Annotated in this window: 23 protein-coding genes; 12 read left to right on the forward strand and 11 right to left on the reverse strand. The window is 67.9% G+C overall.

The genetic code is table 11. From position 1 onward, the window contains the following. Positions 1-93 precede the first annotated feature (93 nt). From V9K91_RS11710 to V9K91_RS11720, 3 genes are all read left to right on the forward strand, one after another. The gene (locus V9K91_RS11710; RefSeq protein WP_336442855.1) at positions 94-552 is read left to right on the forward strand and encodes a DUF1801 domain-containing protein; all 459 of its coding nucleotides are present in this window, start codon (positions 94-96) and stop codon (positions 550-552) included. A 38-nt stretch (positions 553-590) separates the two neighbouring features. After that, on the forward strand, positions 591-1,040 hold the full coding sequence (locus V9K91_RS11715; protein ID WP_336442854.1) for a DUF1801 domain-containing protein: 450 nt from the start codon (positions 591-593) through the stop codon (positions 1,038-1,040). A gap of 119 nt (positions 1,041-1,159) precedes the next feature. Beyond that, complete coding sequence (locus V9K91_RS11720; protein ID WP_336442853.1) at positions 1,160-2,284, forward strand: metallophosphoesterase; 1,125 nt, start codon at positions 1,160-1,162, stop codon at positions 2,282-2,284. Here V9K91_RS11720 and V9K91_RS11725 read toward each other — a convergent pair. Both V9K91_RS11725 and V9K91_RS11730 read right to left on the reverse strand, forming a co-directional pair. Beyond that, positions 2,256-3,704, reverse strand: coding sequence for a DUF2867 domain-containing protein (locus V9K91_RS11725; protein WP_336442852.1), 1,449 nt, complete (start codon positions 3,702-3,704; stop codon positions 2,256-2,258). The genes V9K91_RS11720 and V9K91_RS11725 overlap by 29 nt on opposite strands. A gap of 22 nt (positions 3,705-3,726) precedes the next feature. Beyond that, positions 3,727-4,047, reverse strand: a complete 321-nt coding sequence (locus tag V9K91_RS11730; RefSeq protein ID WP_093533216.1) for a metalloregulator ArsR/SmtB family transcription factor — start codon at positions 4,045-4,047, stop codon at positions 3,727-3,729. Positions 4,048-4,220: 173 nt separating this feature from the next. Here V9K91_RS11730 and V9K91_RS11735 point away from each other — a divergent pair, with 173 nt between their 5' ends. The 9 genes from V9K91_RS11735 (at position 4,221) to V9K91_RS11775 (ending at position 14,398) form a co-directional block, all read left to right on the forward strand. Continuing rightward, positions 4,221-4,712, forward strand: a complete 492-nt coding sequence (locus tag V9K91_RS11735) for a sigma-70 family RNA polymerase sigma factor (protein ID WP_068850044.1) — start codon at positions 4,221-4,223, stop codon at positions 4,710-4,712. Continuing rightward, positions 4,709-5,770 (forward strand): FecR domain-containing protein, encoded by a 1,062-nt coding sequence (locus V9K91_RS11740; RefSeq protein WP_095363428.1) that lies wholly within the window; start codon positions 4,709-4,711, stop codon positions 5,768-5,770. Before V9K91_RS11735 ends, V9K91_RS11740 begins: the two co-directional genes overlap by 4 nt. A 71-nt stretch (positions 5,771-5,841) precedes the next feature. Next, positions 5,842-8,901 (forward strand): TonB-dependent receptor, encoded by a 3,060-nt coding sequence (locus V9K91_RS11745; protein ID WP_336442851.1) that lies wholly within the window; start codon positions 5,842-5,844, stop codon positions 8,899-8,901. 2 nt (positions 8,902-8,903) lie between these two features. Next, positions 8,904-10,283, forward strand: a complete 1,380-nt coding sequence (locus V9K91_RS11750) for a hypothetical protein (RefSeq protein ID WP_336442850.1) — start codon at positions 8,904-8,906, stop codon at positions 10,281-10,283. 82 nt (positions 10,284-10,365) lie between these two features. After that, positions 10,366-10,800, forward strand: coding sequence for a pyridoxamine 5'-phosphate oxidase family protein (locus V9K91_RS11755; RefSeq protein WP_093533219.1), 435 nt, complete (start codon positions 10,366-10,368; stop codon positions 10,798-10,800). A 12-nt stretch (positions 10,801-10,812) separates the two neighbouring features. Beyond that, positions 10,813-11,541 carry a DUF72 domain-containing protein gene (locus V9K91_RS11760; RefSeq protein ID WP_336442849.1) on the forward strand — a complete coding sequence of 243 codons (729 nt, stop codon included), beginning with the start codon at positions 10,813-10,815 and terminating at the stop codon, positions 11,539-11,541. Continuing rightward, positions 11,534-12,262, forward strand: a complete 729-nt coding sequence (locus V9K91_RS11765) for a DNA-formamidopyrimidine glycosylase family protein (RefSeq protein WP_249833910.1) — start codon at positions 11,534-11,536, stop codon at positions 12,260-12,262. Before V9K91_RS11760 ends, V9K91_RS11765 begins: the two co-directional genes overlap by 8 nt. A 151-nt stretch (positions 12,263-12,413) precedes the next feature. After that, complete coding sequence (locus V9K91_RS11770) at positions 12,414-13,070, forward strand: protein N-lysine methyltransferase family protein (RefSeq protein ID WP_249833911.1); 657 nt, start codon at positions 12,414-12,416, stop codon at positions 13,068-13,070. Positions 13,071-13,135: 65 nt separating this feature from the next. Next, entirely contained in the window at positions 13,136-14,398 is a 1,263-nt protein-coding gene (locus tag V9K91_RS11775; RefSeq protein WP_337308190.1) for an MFS transporter, read from the forward strand. Between the two features lie 42 nt (positions 14,399-14,440). On the opposite strand, the gene V9K91_RS11780 is transcribed toward V9K91_RS11775, so the two are convergent. The 9 genes from V9K91_RS11780 to mdcA all read right to left on the reverse strand — a co-directional run bounded on the left by V9K91_RS11780 (position 14,441) and on the right by mdcA (position 22,824). Continuing rightward, a complete protein-coding gene (locus V9K91_RS11780) occupies positions 14,441-15,160 on the reverse strand; it encodes a GntR family transcriptional regulator (protein ID WP_336442847.1) in 720 nt (239 codons plus the stop codon). 209 nt (positions 15,161-15,369) lie between these two features. After that, complete coding sequence (locus V9K91_RS11785; protein ID WP_307107295.1) at positions 15,370-16,725, reverse strand: SLC13 family permease; 1,356 nt, start codon at positions 16,723-16,725, stop codon at positions 15,370-15,372. A gap of 88 nt (positions 16,726-16,813) precedes the next feature. Beyond that, complete coding sequence (gene mdcH / locus V9K91_RS11790; protein ID WP_336442846.1) at positions 16,814-17,734, reverse strand: malonate decarboxylase subunit epsilon; 921 nt, start codon at positions 17,732-17,734, stop codon at positions 16,814-16,816. Further along, the gene (gene mdcB, locus V9K91_RS11795; RefSeq protein ID WP_336442845.1) at positions 17,731-18,576 is read right to left on the reverse strand and encodes a triphosphoribosyl-dephospho-CoA synthase MdcB; all 846 of its coding nucleotides are present in this window, start codon (positions 18,574-18,576) and stop codon (positions 17,731-17,733) included. The genes mdcH and mdcB overlap by 4 nt, the downstream gene beginning before the upstream one ends. Beyond that, positions 18,573-19,244, reverse strand: coding sequence for a malonate decarboxylase holo-[acyl-carrier-protein] synthase (gene mdcG / locus V9K91_RS11800; protein WP_336442844.1), 672 nt, complete (start codon positions 19,242-19,244; stop codon positions 18,573-18,575). The genes mdcB and mdcG overlap by 4 nt, the downstream gene beginning before the upstream one ends. Next, positions 19,237-19,947: a biotin-independent malonate decarboxylase subunit gamma gene (gene mdcE, locus V9K91_RS11805; RefSeq protein WP_093533227.1), complete on the reverse strand. Its 711-nt coding sequence runs from the start codon at positions 19,945-19,947 to the stop codon at positions 19,237-19,239. The genes mdcG and mdcE overlap by 8 nt, the downstream gene beginning before the upstream one ends. Further along, the gene (locus V9K91_RS11810) at positions 19,944-20,852 is read right to left on the reverse strand and encodes a biotin-independent malonate decarboxylase subunit beta (RefSeq protein ID WP_210131671.1); all 909 of its coding nucleotides are present in this window, start codon (positions 20,850-20,852) and stop codon (positions 19,944-19,946) included. Before V9K91_RS11810 ends, mdcE begins: the two co-directional genes overlap by 4 nt. Next, a complete protein-coding gene (gene mdcC, locus V9K91_RS11815) occupies positions 20,849-21,169 on the reverse strand; it encodes a malonate decarboxylase acyl carrier protein (RefSeq protein ID WP_210131669.1) in 321 nt (106 codons plus the stop codon). Before mdcC ends, V9K91_RS11810 begins: the two co-directional genes overlap by 4 nt. 11 nt (positions 21,170-21,180) lie before the next feature. Further along, positions 21,181-22,824, reverse strand: coding sequence for a malonate decarboxylase subunit alpha (mdcA, locus tag V9K91_RS11820; RefSeq protein ID WP_336442843.1), 1,644 nt, complete (start codon positions 22,822-22,824; stop codon positions 21,181-21,183). Positions 22,825-22,868: the final 44 nt, after the last annotated feature.

Raw genomic sequence — 22,868 nt, forward strand, 5'->3', positions numbered from 1 at the left:
CTCGCCCCATCGCCGTGCTCGGCACGCTGCTGACTCGGCACGCGCGCGTTGAAATTGATGGGAGGGCGGTCTATAAGGCGGTCAGGCACCTGCATGGGCATCGACGTGGCGACCACCCGACGCAAAGCAGTCCCCGACCCATCCACCGGCACGCCGCGCCTGCTGGCCGGTGGCAATCCGCAGATTCCCAAAGGCGAGGGCGATGCCCCCGTGCAGGCGTGGATCGCGGCAATACCCGACTGGAAGCGCGAAGCGGCCCGGCAGCTCGATGCGCTGGTCGTGGCAGCGGTGCCGGGCGTGCGCAAGGCGGTTAAATGGAACTCGCCGCTGTATGCCGCCGGCGATGACGGCTGGTTCCTGAGCATGCATTGCTACGCGCGCTACATCAAAGTGGCGTTCTTTCGTGGCAAGGCGCTGGATCCGGTGCCGCCGGAGGCATCCAAAAGCCAGGACACGCGCTACCTGCACGTTGTCGAGGACGTTCCACTGGATGGGAAACAGTTCACCCGCTGGGTGAAGCAGGCCAGCCGGCTTCCCGGCGAACGGATGTAACAGTTCCCCTTCCATTCAACGTTGATCAGGACCCGGCCATGCCCCGTGCCAGCACCCGCAGCAAGCCGATTGCCACCGCCACCGCCACCGCTGCACCGGACGACGCCGCGCAGCAGATCGATGCAAAGATCGCCGCGCTGGACGACTGGCGCGGCAAAACCCTGGCGCAGCTTCGCAGCATCATCCGCAAGGCCGACCCTGACGTGGTGGAAACCGTGAAGTGGCGCGGGGTGCCGGTCTGGGAGCACGATGGCATCCTCTGTACCGGCGAAACCTACAAAGCCGCGGTGAAGATGACCTTCGCCCATGGGGCCAAACTGGACGATCCGAAGGGACTGTTCAATTCCAGCCTGGAGGGCAACACCCGCCGTGCCATCGACGTGCATGAAGGCGAGAAGATCAACGAGGCGGCGTTGAAGGCCTTGATCCGGGCGGCGGTGGCCTTCAATACGGCCAAGGCAAAAGCGAAGAAATCACCCTCGCGCTGAACCGCGCAACCCAGAATTCCACCCCCTCGCGGTGGCACCTGTCGTCAACATCGGCAAAGATGGTGCGCTGCACGATCGCCGCTGGCGCGCGCGCATCCCCCCGTAACCTGGAATTGCCTGTGCTGAGTGTTGTTGGAGTAGTGCTTGCGTTGTATGTGGTGTGGCGCTTGATCTGGCCGCTGCGCGTGCCGGTCTCGGTACGTGGCCCGCTTGGCCTGCTGGTGCTGGCGCTGGCGCTGCACCACCGGATCGTGGCGCGGTTTGCCGGCACGATGGCTTCGCCGGAGATTCCCAAGGCGGCCCTGGTGGTGCTGGCCAGCGGTTTCACCGCGCTGCTGCTGGTGGCGGTGTTCCTGCTGGTGCTGGACGTCCTGCTGCTGGGCGCGCGCCTGCTGAAGCTGCCGCGCGCTGCCGATGCCCTGCGCCTCAGCTGGTTGCGGCCAGCGGTGGGCGGACTGGCGCTGGTACTGGGCATCTGGGGCGTACAGCAGGGCATTGCCGTGCCGCAGACCCGCCAGATCGAGGTGACCATTGCCGGCCTTCCGCAAGCGTTTGATGGCTATCGCGTGCTGCAGCTCACCGACATCCACGCCAGCCGCCTGCTCACCGGCGACTGGGTGGCCAAGGTGGTGGCTGAAAGCAACGCGCTGAAGCCGGACCTGGTGGTGATCACGGGCGACCTGGTCGATGGCAGTGTCAGCGCCCGTGCCAATGATGTGCGCAGCCTGGGCCAGCTGCAGGCGCCGGACGGTGTCATCGCCATCACCGGCAACCACGAATACTACGGCCAGTACGCGCAATGGATGCAGGCGTTCCGCTCGCTGCACATGCAGGTGCTGGAGAACAGCCACACCCAGGTGACGCGCGTTGGCGCGGTGCTGACCATCGCCGGGGTCACCGACCCGGTGGCGGCGCGCTATGGCCTGCCAATGCCGGATCTGACTGCCGCACTGGCAGGTGCCGATCCCGCCGCCCCGGTGATCCTGCTCGACCACCGCCCTCGCGAGGCCCTGGCCAATGCGGCCAAGGGCGTGAAGCTGCAGCTGTCCGGTCATACCCATGGGGGCCACATCGTCGGCATGGACCAGCTGGTCAAGCGCGCCAACGGCGGTTATGTCTCCGGCCGTTACGAGGTGAACGGCATGACGCTGTACGTGAGCAACGGCGCCGGGTTGTGGCCGGGGTTCGCAGCGCGCATCGGCGTGCCGTCGGAGATCACCCTGGTGACGTTGCGGGCGCGGTAGTCACCGTGCCGACCACCGGTCGGCACCTGGCGTGCGTGGTGGCCTGCACCAGTTCGGGCGCCAGCGCGTGGGCCACGGCCATGCGCAGCATGGCCGGGCTGATGTGGCGGCGGTGCACGTGTTCGATGGCGGCCATGTACAGGCGACCGAAACGGTTACGGGTTTGCACCCGCGTGCCCAGCGCGATGACCGCAGCGCCATCGTCCAACAGCTGCACCCTTACGCAGGAGCGGAACCGCAGGTGGCGGTCGTCGGCACCCAGCAGCACTTCGGCGCTGCGGTCGCCGGCGTCCACGCGCTGCGCATGCACCGGGAAGCGCCCGGCGAACAGCATGCTGCGATCAGTGGACAGCAGCGAGGAGACTGGGCAGCCCAGCGGTGAGGTACGCAGCTGCAGCGGGGTCACCAGCACGTTGCGCAACGCCATAAGGCGCCCCACGCTTGGCGGCGGATTAAGCAGGAAACCGTCCAGCACCGCTTCCAGCACCGCGCTTGCCGAGCGGCTGGCCACGCTGTGCGCGGGCAGGGCAAGCGTGTTGTAGTCCTCGTGGTGGGTGCCTTCCACCAGTGTCTGCTGCAGCAGCGAGTCGGCCGGCGACCCCGCCAGTGCCTGCACCGGATGGCGCGCCGCGCTGCGTCCGATGTAGCCGTGGGCCGGGCGTAACCGGGCCAGCAGCACACGCAGCGGGCCAACCAGGTCGCGGGTGCGCGCGCACAACCCCGCCAGCAACGAACGCGACGGCGCCTGCAGCGACAGGCTCACCACCGGCACGCGCGCGAGATCGGCCTGCGCAAGCAACTGCTGCAGGGCAGGCGGCAAGGTATCGGTAAGGCTGGGGATGTCGGCGTTGTCGGCCTCTATCTGGGCGCGCTGCGCCTCGGTCAGCGCGCCGCTGCGTTCGTTGGCATGGCAGGAGAGCGCGAACAGCGCGGGGTGGCGCGGGTGGCGCGACGCGAACTGGTGCCAGGTGCCGCTGCCGAAGCGCACCGTGAACAGGCAATCAGGCGGGATGTCCACGCAGCGCAGCGCATGCAGGAACGCAGCGGGGTCGCGCTGCAGCTGGGCATCGGACGCGGTGGAAAAACGCAGCTGCGCACCGCCGCTGCCGGCGATGGCGGTGAACATGCGGGGCCCGGCATGGCGGTGGAACGGATGCCCCTGGCGCCCGACCGAGAACGAGTACAGCGACGACGCATCGTCGTGGGCCAGGTGCATGCCGCCGAGCCGTGCGGAGGGCTCGTCCAGCGCATCCACGAAGGCCGGATGCGCGGCCTGGCGAAGCCCGGCATCACGCAGCAGCTGGTCGCCGGCACCGATCCCGAGCTGGGTGATCAAGGCCACTTCAACCGGGCTGCCATCCCCGTACGAAGGCAGGCTGATGCTGGGGAACGAACGACTCACGCGGTGGGTGTCCAGCATGCCGGTCTCCTGGTGGCAGGGCTCAGGTCGAAGGGGTGGGTTTGCGCTTGGCGCGTGCGCGGCTCTCGCGCTGCAGTGGGCCGCCAACCGGGCAGACTTCGGCGGCCCAGGCGAACAGGGTGTTGGCCAGGCGGTCGGGCACCTGGCGGAAATACACGAACTGGCCGCGCTTCTCGCGTTCGATCAGGCCGGCATCCTCCAGGATGCGCAGGTGGCTGGACAGCGCCGGCTTGCTGAAATCAAAGCGTTCGCCCAGTTCGCCCGCGGTGAGCTCGCCACCGTTGAGGTAGGCCAGGATCTGGCGGCGGGCGGTGGAGGCCAGGGCCTCGAAGATGCGGTCCATTCCGGTAGTTAATTAATTCGTTAACTAATCGTGCGTCGTGGCCCTGGGTCTGTCAAGTGCCGGGTGCCGCATCGCACCGTCACCACCGCGTAATACGCAGCGCTTACCTTGCGCCGCACTTCTGGGGTTGGGGCGGCACAGTGGCCGAGCAGGCAAGAGGGCGGCTGGCGCGGATGTTCGTGGAACACGCGCCGGTGCTTCGGGGGTTCTTCGTGCGCCGGGGGGCGCGACAGGATGCCGAAGACCTGGTGCAGGAGACGTACCTGCGTCTGCTGCGTGCGCATGCGGGGCCGGGCGAGTCCATCGCCAACCCCGAGGCGTATCTGTTCACCGTAGCGCTGAACCTGGCGCGTGAGCAGGCCAGCCGCAGGCGCTGGTCGACCCTGCCGATCGAGGACATCGAACAGCTGGGCCAGGGCCTGGCCAGCGGGGAATGCGTGGAAGATGCCGCCGAACGCGAACAACGCAGCCAGCGCCTGCAGGCGCTGCTGGCCACGCTGCCCGAACACACCCGCGCCGTGCTGGTGATGCAGTACCGCGACGGGCTGAGCTACAAGCAGATCGCCGAGCGCCTGGGTGTTTCCCCGCACATGGTGAAGAAGCACGTCGTGCGCGGGCTTGCCGTGTGCCGGCGTGCGATGGCCGACCGCGAGGTGCTGCGATGAGCGCACCGTCGCTGCACCCCTCCGCGCTGACCCAGGCCGCCGCGCACTGGCATGCGCTGCAACGCCAGGGCGATGTGACGCCCGCGCAGCAGCGCGCCTTCATGGACTGGCTGCTGGTCTCGCCCGAGCACCTGCGCGAGTACCTGGTGATCAGCGAAACCGCGGGCGCGCTGGGGGAGGCGCTGCGCGCGATGCCGATCGACCTGGACGCACTGCTGGCGGCGCCGGCAGCGCAGGGCACGGGCGATAACGTCGTGCAGTTGCCGGCGCGCGCGCCGCGTGCAGCCGCGCCCGCGCCGGCCCGACGTCGGTGGCTTCCCGGTATCGCTGCCGCAGCCGCGCTGCTGCTGGCGGTGGGTGTCGGCACGCCGCTGGCGTGGCCGCATACCACCCGCTATGTGGCCGCCCATGGCGCGCCGCGCCAGATCGAGCTGTCCGACCACAGCATGCTTCATCTCAATGCAGAGAGCGAAGTCTCGGTGCGGATGAGCCTGTTCGGTCGACGCGTTGAACTGGAGCGAGGCCAGGCCAGCTTCGTGGTCGCGCCGGACCGCCGGCCGTTCGCCGTGCATGCCGGCGGCCTGCTGGTGACCGACATCGGCACCACCTTTGATGTCTCGCTGCTGCGCGAGCAGGCGCGGATCGCGGTCAGCGAGGGCCGCGTACAGGTACACGGTGATGGCGGCCGCGGGCGCCTGCTGGCCGATCTGTCGGCGGGCAAGGTGGCCCAGGTGGACTATCGCGACCAGCGCGTGCAGCTGCGCGATGAGGACGCGGCCAGCATGATCGCGTGGTGGCAGGGCCGCATCGTGTTCCGCGACGAGCCCCTGCGCGAAGTGGCCGACCGCTTCAACCGCAGCAACACCCTGCACCTGCGCGTGGGCGATGACGCCGGCGCGCTTCGCCTGACCGGCAACCTGCGCGCCGATGACCTGGGTTCGCTGCGTGCGTTCCTGGACCAGCAGCCGGCGCTGGTCATCCAGCAACGTGCCGATGGCATCCACGTACGCATGCGCGACGTGGCCGAAAGCGTTGTCAAAAAAAATTCATCGAACTAGCGGTGCCCGATCCACGCCTTGCCGCGTCGTAGTTGGGGAACGCCACCGCCATTCCCTCACTGGATCCCACGATGCGCTGCACTCTGTTCCTTTCGATCGCCCTTGCCCTGCAGGTCACCGCGACGGCCACCGCCGCAGAACCGACCCGGCTTGCCGCCGATGCCATCGCCTCGCAGCCGCTGGACATGGCACTCAACGCGCTGTCGCGCCAGACCGGCCTGCAGTTCGTCTACAACGCGCAGGTGGCGGGGAATCCGCGCACCCCGGCGGTGCCGGCGGGCCTGAGCGCGGAGGCGGCGCTTGACCGTCTGCTTGCCGGCACCGGGCTGCGCTACCGCTACCTCAATGCCGGTACGGTTACCATTGAAGCCGCGACGGCGGGCAACGCGCCCACCTCCGGCGTGGTCGCGCCGATGGCGGCAGCCGAGGCCGGGGCCGCCCCGCTGCAGGCTTCTGCGGGCGAAGGCGCCGCGCCCGGCGCGCAGAACCTGGAAACCATCCAGGTGACCGGAAGCTACAGCCGCAGCCTGGAACAGGCGGTCGACCTGAAGCGCAGCAACATCGGCTTTTCCGATTCCATCGTCGCCACCGACGTGGCCGACTTTCCGGAACAGAACCTGGCCGAAGCGCTGCAGCGCGTTCCGGGCGTGACCATCGAGCGCAGCAAGGGCCTGGGCACCAAGGTCAACGTGCGCGGCCTGCCGTCGGAATACACGTACGTGTCGATCAACGACCTGGCCACTGCTTCGGGCAGTGGTGGGCGTGACGTGGAATTCGACATGTTCGCCTCGGAGATCATCCAGCAGGTCACGGTGCAGAAGTCGCCCACCGCCGCCGACGAAGAGGGCGGCATCGCCGGCTCGGTGAAGATCACCACCGCGCGACCGTTCGACTACAACGAGCGCAAACTGGTGCTGTCGGCCGAAGGCGCACACAACAGCATCTCCGAAGAAGTCGACCCGCGCTTCGCCTTCCTGGCCGCCGATACCTGGGGCGACTGGGGTGGCCTGGTGTCGTACTCGCAGTCCAAGCGCACCAACCGTACCGACTCCACCTCGGGCATCAACTTCCGCCCGATGTCGCGCTTCCTGGGGGCGTCCGGCACGCGCGGTACCCAGGCCCAGGCCGTGCTGGCCCGCGACGCCGGGGTGAACATCGTCAACCGCACCGACACCGGTGAAACCAATCGGGTTGTCTTCCAGGACAAGGTCGGCGACCGCGTCTACCTCAACGAGCAGGACAAGTGGGGCGCCACCGCGTCGCTGCAGTACAAGCCCAGCAGCAGCTTCAGCCTGACTTTCGACGCGATGCTGGGCGGCTACGATTCGACCGAGGACGAGTACGACGCGGCGGCCTATTCGGCCTCCAGCCGCAGCACCCTCGACACCATCCACGAATACGACGCCAGCACCCTGTCCGAGTACGGCATGGTGGTGCTGCGCGATGTGTCCTACACCGCCACCCAGCACGAGATGCTGAGCAAGGAGCGGATCAACAAGACCGATTACAGCCAGTACAGCGTTGCGCTCGACTGGAAGGGCCAGGACTGGTACATCGATGCCATGGCCGGCTATTCCGGCGCGGAGAAGACCTCGGACTTCTCCAACCTCAAGCACGTCGCCTACGCGCCCTCGCGCACCCGCTGGACCGGCCGCAGCGGCGAAACCATCCCCAACACGCCGGGCGGCTTCGACATGTACAACGCCTCGGACAAGTACCTGTTCGAAGCCTACGAAACCACGCTGGAGACGGTGGACGACGACAAGTACGCCGCCCAGGTCAACGTGACCCGCATGCTGGACCTGGCCTTCCTGCCGGCCCTGCGTGACGTGAAGTTCGGTGCGCGCTACACCGACCGCTCCAAGCAGCGCCAGTACGGCGAGCTCAAGATCACCGGGCCGACCGCCGGCAGCAGCGCCTGGGTCAACACCCGCACCCTGGCCGACAGCCCGCTGCAGTGGATCGGCGACATCGTTCCCGGCGGCGACTACACCATCAAGGACCTGGACTGGCAGCAGGTGTCCAACGACTACGCACGCCGCGCCTTCCGCTATGACGGCTTCTACACCCCCTTCGACGCCGGCCAGTTCTACCAGGTCGATGAGAAGGTGACGAGCGTGTACGCGATGGCGGATTTCGCCTTCGATATCGGCCACGTGCCGGTCAACATCAACGCCGGCGCGCGCTATGTCGATACCAGCGTCACCTCGTTCGGCTACCACCCGATCCAGCGGCCCGATGGCAGCACCGGCTACACCGATACCCCGGTGTCCAAGGATGGCAGCTACGACGACCTGCTGCCCAGCTTTAACATGACCGCAGAACTGGCCCAGGGCCTGCTGCTGCGTGCGGCCGCGTCCAAGACCATGATGCGCCCGGCGCTGACCGACATCGCCTACAAGCGTACCGCCAGCTGGAGCTCGTACCGCTTCACCGATGGCAACCCGGAACTGAAGCCCACCTACGCCAAGCAGTGGGAAGTGGGCCTGGAGAAGTACCTGGACAACGGCGCGCTGTTTGCCGCTTCCTACTTCCGCAAGAACATCGACGGCGTGGTGATCAACTCGCTGACCGGCGTGGTCGAGGATGTGGCCGTGTACAACGCCAACGGCACCCTCAACGGCATCTTCGATTTCGACGTGTACCAGCCGGTGAACGCCAAGGGTTCCTACCAGGTGGACGGCGTGGAGCTGGTGGCGCAGCTGCCACTGGGCATGTTCCACCCCATGCTGGAAGGCTTCGGCGTGAATGCCAACTACACCGTGCTGGACAGCTCGCTTGCCGGTGAGTCCGACCTGGGCATCCGCACGCCGATGCCGGGCCTGGCCGAGAAGACCTGGAACCTAACTGCGTACTACGAAAAAGACCGGTTCGATGCCCGCGTGTCCTACAACCACAAGGACGAATACGTGGAATCGATCGGCTATGACATGTACCCGATCTGGCGCGATGCCTATGGCCAGATGGATGTGTCGATCGGCTACCGGATCACCGACAACATCAAGGTCAGCCTGAAGGGCATCAACCTGACCAACGAGATCACCAGCGGTTACACCATGGATCCATCCTTCCCGACCATGTACGAAGCCTCGGGCCGCCGCATCAGCCTGGGCCTGCGCGCCGAGTTCTGATCATGCAGACACTTCTCCTGCTGGCGCTGCTTGCGGCGCCGGCCACGGCGTCGCCTGCCGAATCTGATGCCGGTCGCGACTGGCAGCCTGGCGACCACCACGTGCACAGCGAATGGAGCGTGGACTGGGACCGCAGCACCACGCCGCCCACGCCGATCCGTGGCGGCGACTCGTCCTACACCCGCAGCCACAACGCCGAACGGGCGCGGCACTTCGGGCTGCGCTGGGTGGTGCACACCGACCACGGCGGCCCGGGCCACTCGGCGGTGACCCGCGATCACGCCTATCCGGCGCTGCTGCAGGCCCGGAAGGACGTGCCCGAGGTCATCCAGTTCAACGGCATGGAGTTCGATGTGCCGGCCGGCGAACACGCCTCGCTGATCATCGCGCCGGGCGCGCGCGAAGCCGAACAGCTGGTGACGATCGAGCGCCACTACAGTCGCGGTGAACCGCTGGAAGCGGGTAGCCGCGATACCCACCAGCACATGCTGGACGCGTTGGTCCACATGCGCGGGCTGCGTCCGCTGCCGCTGATGCTGATCAACCACCCCTCGCGAACCGCCACCGGGGCGGGGCAGTGGGGCGAAGTGGAGCCCGCTGAGCTGAAGGCGTGGCATGCCGCTGCGCCGCAGGTGCTGGTCGGCATGGAAGGCGCGCCCGGGCACCAGGCCACCCGCTCCGAGCGTGGCCTGTACCGGAATGCGGCGGCGCCGACCTTCGGCGGCTTCGACCAGATGACCACGCAGGTTGGCGGCGTCTGGGACCAGATGCTGGCCGACGGTAGCCGCTTCTGGATCACCGCCAGTTCCGATTCGCACGTGAACCAGCGCGACGGGGGCAGCGACTTCGATCCGGGTGAGTACAGCAAGACCTATGTCTGGGCACGCCCGGAGGCCGATGACATCCTCGGCGGCGTGCGCGCCGGGCGCATGTTCGCGGTGACCGGCGACCTGATCGACGCATTGGAGCTGACCGTGCAGGCGGCAGATGGCAGCGGTGGGGTGGGGCGCATGGGCGAGGCCGTGACCGTGGCAGCGGGTACGCCGATGCGCGTGCAGTTGCGGGTGCGAACGCCGGACAGCGCCAATGCGATCGGGCGACATCCGGCGCTGCGCCAGCTGCAGCTGATCGTCGGCAGTGGCACCGGCCAGGCGCCCAGGATGCAGACCCAGCGCTTTACCGCCAAGGAGTGGAAGCAGGAAGGTCCGTGGTACGAGGTGACGTGGGAGTTGCCGGCGCCACCCGGCGGCGGATTTGTACGTGCACGCGGCAGCAACACGGATGAGCCGACGCCACTGGCCGACATCAAAGGCGAAGATCCCTGGCAGGACCTGTGGTTCCATTCCAACCCGGTGTTCATCGGCAACAGCCCACCGCCGTGAACGCCACGACATGGCACGTGCACGATCCGGTCACGGCCCCTCACCGAGTCTGGCAGTACCCGATTCCCGCACGGATACCGCCATGACCACGCTCACCCTGCACGACCTGGCCAAGAAGATGGCCGGCATCGACTTCACCATGCTGCAGACCTTCGCCGATAACGGCGAAATCGCCGGCCGCCCGATGAGCAACAACGGTGATGTCGATTACGACGGTGACAGCTGGTTCTTCTCTCTGGACAGCACCGACATGGTGCGCGAGCTGCAGGCCGAGCCCAAGGCCGCGCTCAGCTTCGTCGGCAGCAAGGGCCTGCTCGGCAAGCCGCCGTTGTTCGTGTTCGTGCAGGGCAAGGGCCGGATCATCCGCGACAAGGAAGTGATGCGCGAGCACTGGCAGAAGAGCCTGGAGCGCTGGTTCGAACAGGGTGTGGACACCCCCGGCCTGGTCCTGATCCACGTCCACGCGCACCGTATCCATTACTGGGACGGTGAAGACCAGGGCGAGATCCAGGTCTGAGGAACGCCGGACATGCCTGCCTCCACCGGGCCGCTGGTCGGCTGCGCAGGCTGGTCCATTCCGGGCCGCTACGCTGACCTGTTCGGCCCCGGGGAGAGCATGCTCGCGCGGTACGCCACCCGGTTTCCCGTAGTGGAGATCAACTCCTCGTTCTACCGCCCGCACAAGCCCGGCACCTACGAGCGTTGGGCGGCCAGTGTGCCGACCGGCTTCCGCTTCTCGGTCAAGATCCCGCGCACGATCTCCCACGATTCGGCGTTGGTCGGCGTGGGGCCGTTGCTTGACCGCTTCCTCGATGACTCCAGCGCGCTCGGCACCAAGCTGGGTGGCCTGCTGCTGCAGTTGCCGCCCTCATTGGCGCTGGATACCCGCCGCGCCTCGAGCTTCTTCCGCGCGCTGCGCCGGCGCAGCGGGGTGCCGCTGGTGTGCGAGCCGCGCCATGCCAGCTGGTTCACCGACACGGCCGACGCGTTGCTGCTGCGCCACGGGGTCTCGCGGCTGGGGGCCGATCCAGCGCGCGTGCCGGCGGCGGCCCAACCGGGCGGTGCACCGACGTGGCGCTATTGGCGCTGGCACGGCGCACCGCGCATGTACTACAGCGACTACGACGACGCGGCATTGGACGCGCTGGCCGCCCAGGTGCGCCATGCACGGGGACCCCGCTGGGTCATCTTCGACAACACCGCGCACGGCTTTGCCGTTGCCAACGCGGCGCGCCTGCAGGAGCGGTTGCATGCCTGAAGGTCCTTCCATCGTCATCCTGCGCGAGGCGGCGGCGAAGTTCCGTGGCAAGACCGTGCGCCGGGCGCTGGGCAACAGCTCCCTGGATCTCACCCGCATGGAGGGGCGGCGCGTGATCGCGCTGCGCAGCTGGGGCAAACACTTCCTGATCGAGTTCAGCGGCTTCAGCCTACGCGTGCACATGCTGATGTTCGGCAGCTACCGCATCGACGAACGCAAGCCATCGCCCCCGCGCGTTTCGCTGCAGTTCGACCACGGCGAGCTGAACATCTACGCCTCATCGCTGAAGTACATCGAAGGCAAGCTGGACGAAACCTACGATTGGCGCACCGACGTGATGAACGACGCGTGGGACCCCCGCCTGGCCCGGCGCCGGCTGAAGCAGCAGCCAGACACCCTGATCTGCGATGCACTGCTGGACCAGGAGCTGTTTGCCGGCGTCGGCAACATCATCAAGAACGAAGTGCTGTTCCGCCAGCGGGTGCACCCGGAAAGCACGGTGGGAGCGTTGCCGCCGCGGGTACTCGGCCGGGTCATTGCCGACGCCCGCGCCTACAGCTTCCTGTTCCTGGAATGGAAGCGCGCCTTCGAGCTCAAGAAGCACTGGCAGATCCATACCAAGCGGACCTGCCCGACCTGCGGCGGCCCGGTTTCCAAGACCTACCCCGGCAAGAGCCGGCGGCGCACCTTCTTCTGTCCCAATTGCCAGATCCGATACTGAGTGAAGGGCGGAAACCGCCCGTCCTGTAGGATGGGTGCGTCCCACGCCGTTTCGCGCGTCCTGCGCGGCCCCTTCCGGTCGCCCGCTTCGCTCCCCTTTCGAGCCGTCCGCCACCGGGGTGGGCCGGCTCTCCGTGTTTCATGGAGCGCACATGCCGGGCTATACCACCCGCATTCTCACGGTTGCCGTCAACGGCCACGAGTTCCGTATTCGTGCCCTGAGCGACCTGCAGCAGTTCGCCGATCCCACCGGCCGCGCCGAACGCGCCGGCATCCATTCCTCGCTGTGGAGCCTGTTCGGCCAGGTCTGGCCCGCCGGCCGGGTGCTGGCCGAGACCATGAGCCAGTACGACGTGGCCGGCAAACGCATCCTGGAACTGGGTTGCGGGCTGGGCCTGTCCAGCCTGGTGCTGGCGCATCGTGGCGCCAACGTGGTGGCCAGTGACCACCATCCGCTGGCCGAATCGTTCCTGGCCTACAACGCCGGGCTCAACGACCTGCCGGCCGTGCATTACCGCGACCTGCCCTGGGAGATGCCAGATACGTCACTGGGTCGGTTCGATCTGATCATCGGCAGCGATGTGCTGTACGAGCGGGGTCACGGCGTGCAGATCGCCGCGATGATGGAGCGCCACGCCAAGCCCACTGCCGAACTGCTGCTGACCGATCCCGGTCGCGGCAACCTCGGTGGCTTCTCGCGCGCCATGGCCCTGCAGGGGTATGAAGCGAGCGAAGAGGGGGGCTTTGGCGAGGATGAAAGCAGTTCGCCAGGGCGCGGACGCCTCCTGCGTTACGCCCGTACCGCGTAGGGCCACGCAGGGCGTGGCGCTGCGACGACACGGTCTGCAGATCGTTTGTCGTAGGCTCCGAACCCATGACCAACCCACCGCCTGCCACACCCACCCGCTCCATGATCGTCGCTGGTCTGTCCACCGTGGTGGAGTGGTACGACTTCACCCTGTACCTCTACCTGGCCACGGTGCTGTCGCGGGTGTTCTTCGGCGGGGGCGACAACGCCCTGCTGGCCACCCTGGCCGGCTTCGCGGTGAGCTACCTGATGCGTCCCCTCGGCGCGCTCTGCTTCGGCCACTTCGGTGACCGCTTCGGCCGCCGCTACATGCTGCTGGCGTCCATGGCTCTGATGACGCTGGCGATGCTGGCCACCGCGCTGCTGCCGACCTTCGACAGCATCGGCGCCACCGCCGGCGTGCTGTTGCTGCTGCTCCGCTGCGTCATGGCGTTTTCGGTAGGCGGCGAATACACCGGCGTGGTGGCTTACCTGCTGGAAAGCGCCCCCATCCGCCGGCGCGGGCTGGTGACCTCTCTCGCCTCCGCCGCAAGCGAAGTGGGTGCATTGCTTGCCGTGGCACTCTCGGCACTGACCGTGGCGCTGCTCAGCAGCGCCCAGCTCGATGGCTGGGGCTGGCGCATTCCCTTCTTCATCGGTGCGGCTCTGGCCGGCGCGATCCTCCTCGCGCGCTCGACCATGCACGAATCGCCCGAATTCGAACGCCAGGTGGCCGCCGGCACGGTACCGACCTCGCCGATCCGCGATACCTGGCGCTACCATCGCGGCGCGGTCGCGCGCACCTTCGCCATCTCCGCGCTGGGTTCGATCACCTACTACGTGGGCATCACCTACGTGCCAGCGTTTCTCGGCTCGGCCAGTGACGTCGGCGAATCCCAGGCACTGTGGCTGTCCACCATCGCCGCCGTCGCCGTGATCGGCGTGACCCCGCTGGTGGGCGCGTTGTCCGACAAGCTGGGGCGACGCCCGGTGTTGATCGGGTTGGCACTGCTGTCAGCGCTGCTGCCGTTGACGATGTTCGGCGTGATGGCCACCGGCAGCGCGGTGCAGATCGCGCTGGCCGCCGTGGTACTGGCCTGCCTGGCCGGCGGCGTCAGCGCCGTCGCCGCGCCGGCCACCGCCGAACAATTCCCCGGCGAAGGCCGGCTCAGCGGCCTGGCGCTGGGCGTGACCATGGCCACCGCCTTCTTCGGCGGCGCCACCCCGTTGTTGGCCGAGCTGCTGGTGCGCCACACCGGCTGGGCGGCAGCGCCCGGCGCGATGATCGCCGCCGTCGCGCTGCTGGTGCTGCCCGTTCTGTGGGGCCTGAGGGAAACGCGCCCGACCTGATTGCGCAGCCACGCAGGGCGTGGCTCTATACGGGGCGCGGGGTTACGTGCCGCCTTCGGTGGGCAGCGGGGCGGGGACGTTCAACAGGCCCCCGGCTGCCACGTACGCCGCCAACGCCTGGCCCTGGCTCAGCAGGTGCCGTTCCATCGTGCGCTCGGCCGCCTCCGCATCGCGCCGGCGGAAACACTCCATCAACTCGCGATGCTCCGCCAGTGACTGCGCCGTACGCCCCGGCGTCAACAGCTGCCGGCCACGATGCATCTTCAGAATGCGATGCAGATCATGCGTGATCCGGATCAACCACGGATTACCGGCGTAGTGCTGCACCGTCTCATGGATCAGATAATTGTTGCGGTAGTAGTCGGCAATATTGCCCTCCGCCGCCGCCGCCTCCATCGCCGCATGCAGCGCTTCCAACTGCTCTACCCCCGCATCGTCGATGTGCTTCACCGCCTCATGCGCACACCGCCCCTCCAGCATCGCCATCACCGGAAACAGCTGGTTGAGATCCTCCAGCGTCAGCCGCGTCACCCGCGCCCCACGCCCCGCATCGATCTGCACCAACCCCTCAGCCGCCAGCAGCTTCAGCGCCTCGCGCAACGGCGTACGGCTGATCCCCAGCTCCTCGCAAAGCCCCGGCTCATCAATCCACTCCCCAGGCGGCAAGCGGTAGTCATAGATGCGCTCACGCACATGCTCGGCCACCTCCTCATACAAGGGAGCACGCCTTTTGGGTGAACGCGGAGCAGGAGCAATGGCCATGAATGAATTGTATTCGCTCTTCCCCAAGGCCACCAAAACACCGTCAAAGGCGGGTCGGGGCGGGTTTGCGGGGGTGTGAGCGGCATGGATGCCGCGACCAAGCCCCCATGGACGGGTTCACGGCGTCCCCCGCAAACCCGCACCGTCCCGCCAAGCCGCGGAGGCCTTGGCGATAGGCTTTTGCTGTTGCTTTGGCCGTTGCTTCAGCCTTACATCCAACCCGGAACAACAAACAGCAGCCAAGCCAACAGCGGCCCGAACACCACCACCAGCCCGCTGTACACCAGGAACCGGCGGAACAGCGACTCGCGCTCTTCCTTGGCCGCCGATGCCACCACCAGCGCACCGTTGGTCGAGAACGGACTCACATCCACGATCGTCGACGACACCGCCAGCGCGCAGATCACGCCCGCCGCGCCCAGATGCCCCTGCAGCAGGAACGGCACCGCCAACGGAATCGTCGCGCCCAATACCGCCGCCGACGACGCAAACGCCGACACGATCCCGCCCACATAACAGACCAGCAGCGCCCCCAGCAGCGGAATGCCGATGTTCGACACCCCGTTGCCGATGAAGTCCACCGAACCGGCCTTCTCCAGCACCCCCACATACGTCACCACACCGCAGATCAACAGCACCGTCGACCAGCTGATCCCGTCCACCGCACCCTTCTGGCTGGCCGGCGACAACAGCGCCAGCACCACCGCCACCGTGATCGACACCAGTCCCACATTGAGGTTGTAGATCAACGCCGCCACGCCCAACCCGATCAACCCCACCAGCGTGAACAACCGCTCGCGCGTGATGCCCACCGCTTCCAGCGCGTCCGGATCGTTCGACAACGTCCCGCCGCCCGCCGACACCAGCGCCCCGTGGCCCTCGATCGCGAACTGCCGCGACGACGCCTGCGGCCCACCGGCCAGCGCCAGCTCGCCGCCGCCCATCGCCACCGCACCGCGCCGCATCAACGCCACCCCGCCGAACGCGAAGAAACAGATCGTCGCCATCATGAAGTTGAAGCCCAGGCTGGTCAGGAACACCGCCATCTCCGTCACTTCCAGCCCCGCCTTCTGCACCACCCCGTTGGTGATGCTGCCGTACACACTGATCGGCGAGAACCCACCTGCCTGCGCGCCATGGATCACCAGCAGGCCCATCATCAGCGGGTTGATCCTGTACTGCTTCGCAAAGCGCAGCGCCACCGGCCCGATGATCGCCACCGCCGCCGGACCCAGCGCACCGAATGCAGTCAGCACCGCCGTGACCACGAACATCACCCACGGAATGGCCACGATCCGCCCGCGCACCGCCCGAACCGCCCAGTGCACCAGCAGATCGATCGTGCCGTTCTTCTGCGCGATCGCAAACAGATACGTGATCCCGACCAGGGTCAGGAACAGATCGCCCGGGAAGCCGCCCAGCACCTCCTTGCCCTCCATCCCCACGAAGATGCCGCCGATGATGAAGGCCAGCGCGAAGGCCACCGCACCCATGTTGATCGGCAGGGCAGTGGCGATGATGAACATGATCACCAGACCGATGATCGTTGCAATTTGTGGACTCATGCGCCCTCCCAGACACGTGATTCGCGTACCGCACGGATGGAAACCCGCCATCCACGGGGTGTGGCGTGCTACAGGTGGAGCCAACCGCTCATTGCAGGCGAACGAGTGCGCGTTGCACCCAGTCCACCGCACCATCCAGGTGCTGGAATTCTTCGACCGCGCGGACCTCGCAGCACGGATAAGCGCTGGCCACCATGCGCGCCAGCGCGGTGCCCGGGCCCAGTTGCAGGAACACCCGCGCACCGCGCTCGAACAGCTGGCGCATCACCTGCGCCCATTCGATCGTCTGCGCCAGCTGCGCCGACAACGTGTGCACCTTGCCGGCGTGGTCGCGCACCACGCGCGCATCGATGCCGGCCAGCACCGGCAGGCCCGGTTGCTGCCACGCGACCGCCTCCAGCGCAGCGGCAAAGCGGGGAACTGCCGCCTGCAGCAACGGCGTGTGCGAAGGCACGTGCACCGGCAACGGACGGATATCCGCACCGGCCGCACGCGCGTCCCCGGCCAGCGCTTCCAGGCCCTCCAGTCCACCGCCCACGATGAAATGATCACGTCCATTGACGATGGCGATATAGGCGCCATGCAGCGCGCACAGCGACTGCACCCGCGTGCGATCCAGTCCCAGCAACGCCTGCATCCCTGCGCCGGCAGGGCTGGCGGCATCCATGTACCGCGCACGCTGCGCCGCCAAGGCCAGGCAGGACGGTGTGTCGAGAGTGCCGGCTACGGCATGTGCCGCCAGCTCACCGATGCTGTAACCCGCCACCATGCCCGGCACCGGCAGTTCAGTGCGAAGCGCCTGCCAGTGCGCCAGGCTTGCCGCGCACAGCAGCGGCTGCGCCAGCGCGTTCTCGAAGCGCGCCTCCGCGCCTGCCGCAGCGAACACGTCCTGGCCCAGCACCGCACCCACCCCGTCAAGCACATCACGCGCCGCCGCGTTGTCGCGCACCCGGTCGAACATCGCCGGGTGCTGCGCGCCTTGGCCGGGGCAGAGCAGTGCAAGGCTCATACCGCCTCCTGCTGCAGCAGGAAAACGCTGCAGGCCAGCAGGTCGGCACTGCCCCCCGGGCTGAGCCGGCGCGCCACGAACGCCTCGCCCAACTGCTGCAGGCGCGCGCGCCAACCGGCGGCGAAGGCACCGCCATCGGCCATGAACGCGGCCGCCTGGGCGCGGGCCCAGTGCAGGCCCTCGTCGCCGCCCCGGTGCAGCAGGTTGATGTCGTCCAGTTCGGCGACCAGTGCCATCAGCGTGTGGCACAGCGCGGCCTCGCGCGGAAGACCTGCCGCCAGCGCATCGCGCAGGGTCGGCAGCGCCAACGTGCGCAGCATGGGATACCCCGCGGCTGCCTGTTCGCGCACACCGGCAATGCGGTGCCGGGCGCGCACACGCTGTCCCGGGCTGTCCGGATCCAGCGGCGCGGCCAGCAGCCCAGGCGACCAGTGCTGGACGCCGAGGCAGACCTGCTCGCCCGACACCGGCTGCCGCATGCTGCGGCAACGCGCAGCGGCCGCCACCAGCAATCCAATACTGAAGACCGCACCCCGGTGCGTATTGATTCCGCCGGTGGCGCGCAACATCGCCGCTTCGGCTTGAATACCCAGCGTGCGCAACGCGGAGAACGGTGCATCCTCCGCGCCGGCCAGCGCCATATCGCGGAAGTAATGGCGCAACGCAAACAGGCTGCGCAGGAAGGTGCCGGCATCCATGTCGTCATGGCTGCCCGGATCGAACGGCGTCACCAGCCCAGGCTTCGGCGCCAATGCCAGCTCCGCATGCAGCGCGCCCACCGCCAGCCGCCCCAACCGCGCCGAATCGACGCAAGGCCGCAGAACGTTCGCAACGGCGTTCATCGGGCGATACCGTAGTGCCACGCCCTGCGTGGCAACCCAGCAACCCCAAACAGATTCGACCGCAACTCCAACGCGGCCCCATCCACCCGCTTCACCAGCACCTGCCGCGACTCACCACCAAACTCGCGCCAGTTCACCGCCCCACCATCGGGCAGGCACAGCTCACCATCCACGCGCCGGCCAAAGCGCAGCTCCCATGCCTGCAGGGCAGCGACCAGCGCGTCGGCATCCTGCGCGGTTTCGACGTCCCACAGCAGGTCGATATCCGACCGCGCATGCACGTACGCCAACCCGGTCAACGCCTGCCAGGCAAACGCCCCGAACACCCGGGCCGGCGCCAGCCGATCAAGCGCCTGCAGCGGTCCGCGCCAGTCCTCCGGCGTGCGCGCGTGCACCCGCACCCCGGCCAGTTCCAGCGGCGGCTGCTGGCGCACGATGTCGCCCAGCGGCACCCGCAGACCCAATCGCTGCTTGCCCTCGGCGGGGGGGAGGGGAATGCCGAGGCGCACGCGGGGATCGGGATCATCGGCAGCGCGGCGCGCCGCCACGGCGGGCCAGCCCTGGGCAAACCACGCCGCCAGGCGCGCGTCATGCGCGGCCACGTCAGCCCGCCAATCGGCGTGCGCCGACAGCCAGACCAGCGTGTGGCGGGCAGGCCGGTCAGGCATCGCCAGCGGCCACCTGTGCAGCCACGCGCGCGGCCAGGGTACGGCCACCACGCTCGGCACCGCGTTGCGCGCGGCGGTCACCTTCTGCCGGCGTGCGCAGCGCGTCCAGCAAAGCCTGCGCCAGATCGCCGTGCCATACCGACTGCACTGCGCCCATCGCAACGTAGTTCTCAACGCCCGGCGCGAACACCGGCGAGCTCTGGCTCAGCGCCTGCAGTTTCTCCAGCGGCTGCTTGGTCACCCGTGCCATCGCGCGCAGGTCCATCACCCGCACCTGCGCATCGGGCAGGGCGTGGATGTGGTCAGCCATCAGCCCGAACGACAGGAAGCCACCGCTGACCGATTCGCCGTACACCAGCGTGACCAGGCGCGCGCCGCGGCGCCGGGCCAGGTCCAACGTCTGCGCCAGGTGCGCGAAGTAGCCATTGATGCCCAGCAGTTCATCGCGGCGCGCCAGTCGTTGGCCGGCGGTATCGACCAGCATCACGATCGGGCGCTGCGGGAACGCAGCGGTGCTCGCCAATACCGTTTCGGCCAGCACCAGCGCGTGATCCACGCCCACTTCGATCTTGTCGGTGGTGCCGATCACGGTCACCCCGCCGTCGTCGGTGGTGGCGGTCCCGGTCAGTACCGAATCGGCGACGGCGATGGTGTGCCCGCGCGGAAACAGCGCGTCGAGCAGGGTGTTCAGTGGCGCGGTCATGGCAGGCTCCGGTCAGCGGTGGCGGCCAGGAAGTCATCGGTATCCAGCAACGGCAGCCGTTGCGGATCGTCGATGCCGAGCCGTGCCCAGATCTCCACGCCATCGCGGCAATCGCCCCAAGCCTGCGCGCGCGCCTTGAGGGCGGCGTGGCGGGCCTGCAGCGCGGCAAGGGCGGTATCGGTGCCGGTGCTGGCGGCATCCGGCTGCAGGGCATCGAATGCCGCCTGCGCGAACGCCTCGATCGCATCGGGCACCAGCACCTGGGCCTGGTCGATCAGGTAGCGGTGCTTGCCGCCGGTAACCCGCCAGACCAGTGCGCGGTCGCGCGCATCGAACTCTTCCACGCCGCGCACTGTTTCGATCACCTCCGGGCCGGACAGCGACAGCCGGCCTTCCTCGGACATGATCACCGTGGTGCAGCAGCGGGCCACGATGCCCATGCCCCCGAACGCGCCGTTGCCGCTGCCGATCAGCGCCAACACCGGTACCCCGGCGGCACGCGTTGCGAGCACCGCGCGCATGATTTCGGAAATGGCGATCAGCCCGGCGTTGGCCTCGTGCAGGCGCACGCCGCCGGTATCGAGCAGCAGCAGCACGCCTTCGGGGCGGGTCTGCCCGGCGCGTTGCAGCAGGCCGGTGAGCTTGGCGCCGTGCACTTCTCCCACGCCGCCCCCCATGAACTGGCCCTGCTGTGCGGCCACCAGCACGCGCCTGCCGCGCAGCTGGCCTTCGCCCACCACGATGCCGTCGTCGAACGCGGCGGGCTGGTCCAGCTGGGCCAGGTGCGGACTGATCGCGCGCTGTGCAGGCCCGAGCAGTTCCTTGAACGAGCCGGTATCCAGCACGCCGGCGATGCGCTCGCGCGCGTCGGCTTCGTAATAGCTGTGGCGGTGGGCCAGGCTCATGCGCTGTCTCCGGCGTGCAGGGTTTCCACCGCCTGGTCCAGCCGCAGGCTGACCACGGCGGGGGTGGCGCCGGCGTCGTTGATCGACACCTGCACATCGCGCAGCGGGTGGCGGCGGGCGAAATCGGTGATCACCGCTTCCCAGATCGTGCCGAAACCGCGCGCGGCGGTGATGATGCGCACCGCCATCGCGCCGTCCAGCGCGGCAGGCTCCAGCAGGATTTCCAGGTTGCCCGAGGCCAGCACGCCGACCAGCACCGCATCGGTGGGGAAGTGCACGGGCTGGGTGCCGGTGAAACAGTAGTCGAGGGTTTCCATGGCAGGTTCCCTTACCAGTTGCGGAAGCGCTTGGGCGGGTCGTACAGGCCGCCGGACCAGCGCACGAGGTCTTTCACCGAACGCGCGGCCAGCAGGTCGCGGCTGGCATCGCGCACGTGGATGCCCAGGTCGGCCGGGCGCTGGATCACGCCACGGTCGCGCAGGTTCTCGACCATCGCGCGGTCGCGGCCCAGGCCCACGGCGGTGTAGCCGGCCACGCCGCGGATCGCCTGTTCGCGTTCCTCCGGGGTGCGGCACAGCAGCAGGTTGGCGATGCCCTCTTCGGTAAGCACATGGCTGACGTCGTCGCCATAGATCATCACCGGCGGCAGCGGCATGGCCGCACGTTCGGCCAGTTCCCACGCATCCAGCCGATCAACGAACGCCGGCGCCATGTGCTCGCGGAAGGTTTCCACCATCTGCACCACCAGTTTTCGCCCACGTGGCATTTCACCGGGGCGCGCGGCCTGCTGGCCAGCCTTCAACCAGGCGTCGCTGGCATGGCGGCGGCCGCGTGCGTCCGAGCCCATGTTGGGCGCGCCGCCGAAGCCGGCGATGCGGTCGCGGGTGGCGGTGGAGCTGTTGCCCTGCAGGTCGATCTGCAGGGTGGAACCGATGAACATGTCACAGGCATACAGCCCGGCGGTCTGCGAGAACGCGCGGTTGGAGCGCATCGAGCCGTCGGCGCCGGTGAAGAACACATCCCCGCGCGCGGCGATGTACTTCTCCATGCCCAGTTCGGAGCCGAACGAGTGCACGGATTTGACGAAGCCCGATTCGATCGCCGGGATCAACGCCGGGTGCGGGTTGAGCGCCCAGTGCTGGCAGATTTTTCCCTTCAGCCCGAGCGATTCGGCGTAGGTGGGCAGCAGCAGTTCAATGGCGGCGGTATCGAACCCGATGCCGTGGTTGAGCCGGTTGACCCCGTATTCGGCGTAGATGCCCTTGATGGCCATCATCGCCATCAGTACCTGGATTTCCGAGATCTGCGCCGGGTCGCGGGTGAACAGCGGTTCGATGTGGTTCGGGCGTGGCGCCTGCACCACGAAGTTGACCCAGTCGGCGGGGATGTCCACGCGGGGCAGGGTGTCGACGATCTCGTTGACCTGGGCGATGACGATGCCACCGCCGAACGCGGTGGCCTCGACGATCACCGGGGTGTCTTCGGTGTTGGGGCCGGTGTAGAGGTTGCCGTGGCGGTCGGCGGCCTGGGCGGCAACGAGTGCGACGCGCGGGGTGAGGTCGATGAAGTAGCGGCCGAACAGTTCCAGGTAGGTATGGATCGCACCGATCTGGATGCGCCCTTCGGCGACAAGGTTGGCCAGCCGCACCGACTGCGGGCCGGAGAAGGAGAAGTCGAGCCTGGAGGCGATGCCGCGTTCGAACACATCCAGGTGCGAGGGCAGTGACAGCACCGACTGCACCATGTGCAGGTCATGGACCCGGGCCGGGTCCAGGTCGGCCAGGCACTGGGCGAGGAAATCGGCCTGTTTCTGGTTGTTGCCCTCCAGGCAGACCTTGTCGCCCGGCTCCAGCAGGGCGTGCAGCAGGGCGATGGCATCGTTGGCGGCGACGTTGCGGCCGCGCGCCCAGGGGGCGGCGCGTTCAAGCCGGGCCTGGCGGCCACGCTCCAAGGTGTCCCAACTGGGGTTCATCGACGGGCATCCGAATGGCGTTTTGGTAATTACGCCATAATTAC

It is taken from the genome of Stenotrophomonas sp. CCNWLW57, from assembly GCF_037203925.1.
GTDB lineage: Bacteria > Pseudomonadota > Gammaproteobacteria > Xanthomonadales > Xanthomonadaceae > Stenotrophomonas > Stenotrophomonas rhizophila_A.

Excerpts from the sequence above, each read along its gene's own strand:
- V9K91_RS11745 (WP_336442851.1), top strand. The coding sequence starts at position 5,842 with ATGCGCTGCACTCTGTTCCTTTCGATCGCCCTTGCCCTGCAGGTCACC.
- mdcG (WP_336442844.1), bottom strand. The coding sequence starts at position 19,244 with ATGCCTGACCGGCCTGCCCGCCACACGCTGGTCTGGCTGTCGGCGCAC.
- V9K91_RS11715 (WP_336442854.1), top strand. The coding sequence starts at position 591 with ATGCCCCGTGCCAGCACCCGCAGCAAGCCGATTGCCACCGCCACCGCC.
- V9K91_RS11760 (WP_336442849.1), top strand. The coding sequence starts at position 10,813 with ATGCCTGCCTCCACCGGGCCGCTGGTCGGCTGCGCAGGCTGGTCCATT.
- V9K91_RS11735 (WP_068850044.1), top strand. The coding sequence starts at position 4,221 with ATGTTCGTGGAACACGCGCCGGTGCTTCGGGGGTTCTTCGTGCGCCGG.
- mdcE (WP_093533227.1), bottom strand. The coding sequence starts at position 19,947 with ATGACCGCGCCACTGAACACCCTGCTCGACGCGCTGTTTCCGCGCGGG.
- V9K91_RS11770 (WP_249833911.1), top strand. The coding sequence starts at position 12,414 with ATGCCGGGCTATACCACCCGCATTCTCACGGTTGCCGTCAACGGCCAC.
- V9K91_RS11785 (WP_307107295.1), bottom strand. The coding sequence starts at position 16,725 with ATGAGTCCACAAATTGCAACGATCATCGGTCTGGTGATCATGTTCATC.
- mdcC (WP_210131669.1), bottom strand. The coding sequence starts at position 21,169 with ATGGAAACCCTCGACTACTGTTTCACCGGCACCCAGCCCGTGCACTTC.
- V9K91_RS11730 (WP_093533216.1), bottom strand. The coding sequence starts at position 4,047 with ATGGACCGCATCTTCGAGGCCCTGGCCTCCACCGCCCGCCGCCAGATC.
- mdcB (WP_336442845.1), bottom strand. The coding sequence starts at position 18,576 with ATGAACGCCGTTGCGAACGTTCTGCGGCCTTGCGTCGATTCGGCGCGG.
- V9K91_RS11750 (WP_336442850.1), top strand. The coding sequence starts at position 8,904 with ATGCAGACACTTCTCCTGCTGGCGCTGCTTGCGGCGCCGGCCACGGCG.
- V9K91_RS11740 (WP_095363428.1), top strand. The coding sequence starts at position 4,709 with ATGAGCGCACCGTCGCTGCACCCCTCCGCGCTGACCCAGGCCGCCGCG.
- V9K91_RS11775 (WP_337308190.1), top strand. The coding sequence starts at position 13,136 with ATGACCAACCCACCGCCTGCCACACCCACCCGCTCCATGATCGTCGCT.
- V9K91_RS11755 (WP_093533219.1), top strand. The coding sequence starts at position 10,366 with ATGACCACGCTCACCCTGCACGACCTGGCCAAGAAGATGGCCGGCATC.
- mdcH (WP_336442846.1), bottom strand. The coding sequence starts at position 17,734 with ATGAGCCTTGCACTGCTCTGCCCCGGCCAAGGCGCGCAGCACCCGGCG.
- V9K91_RS11765 (WP_249833910.1), top strand. The coding sequence starts at position 11,534 with ATGCCTGAAGGTCCTTCCATCGTCATCCTGCGCGAGGCGGCGGCGAAG.
- V9K91_RS11810 (WP_210131671.1), bottom strand. The coding sequence starts at position 20,852 with ATGAGCCTGGCCCACCGCCACAGCTATTACGAAGCCGACGCGCGCGAG.
- V9K91_RS11725 (WP_336442852.1), bottom strand. The coding sequence starts at position 3,704 with ATGCTGGACACCCACCGCGTGAGTCGTTCGTTCCCCAGCATCAGCCTG.
- V9K91_RS11780 (WP_336442847.1), bottom strand. The coding sequence starts at position 15,160 with ATGGCCATTGCTCCTGCTCCGCGTTCACCCAAAAGGCGTGCTCCCTTG.
- mdcA (WP_336442843.1), bottom strand. The coding sequence starts at position 22,824 with ATGAACCCCAGTTGGGACACCTTGGAGCGTGGCCGCCAGGCCCGGCTT.
- V9K91_RS11710 (WP_336442855.1), top strand. The coding sequence starts at position 94 with ATGGGCATCGACGTGGCGACCACCCGACGCAAAGCAGTCCCCGACCCA.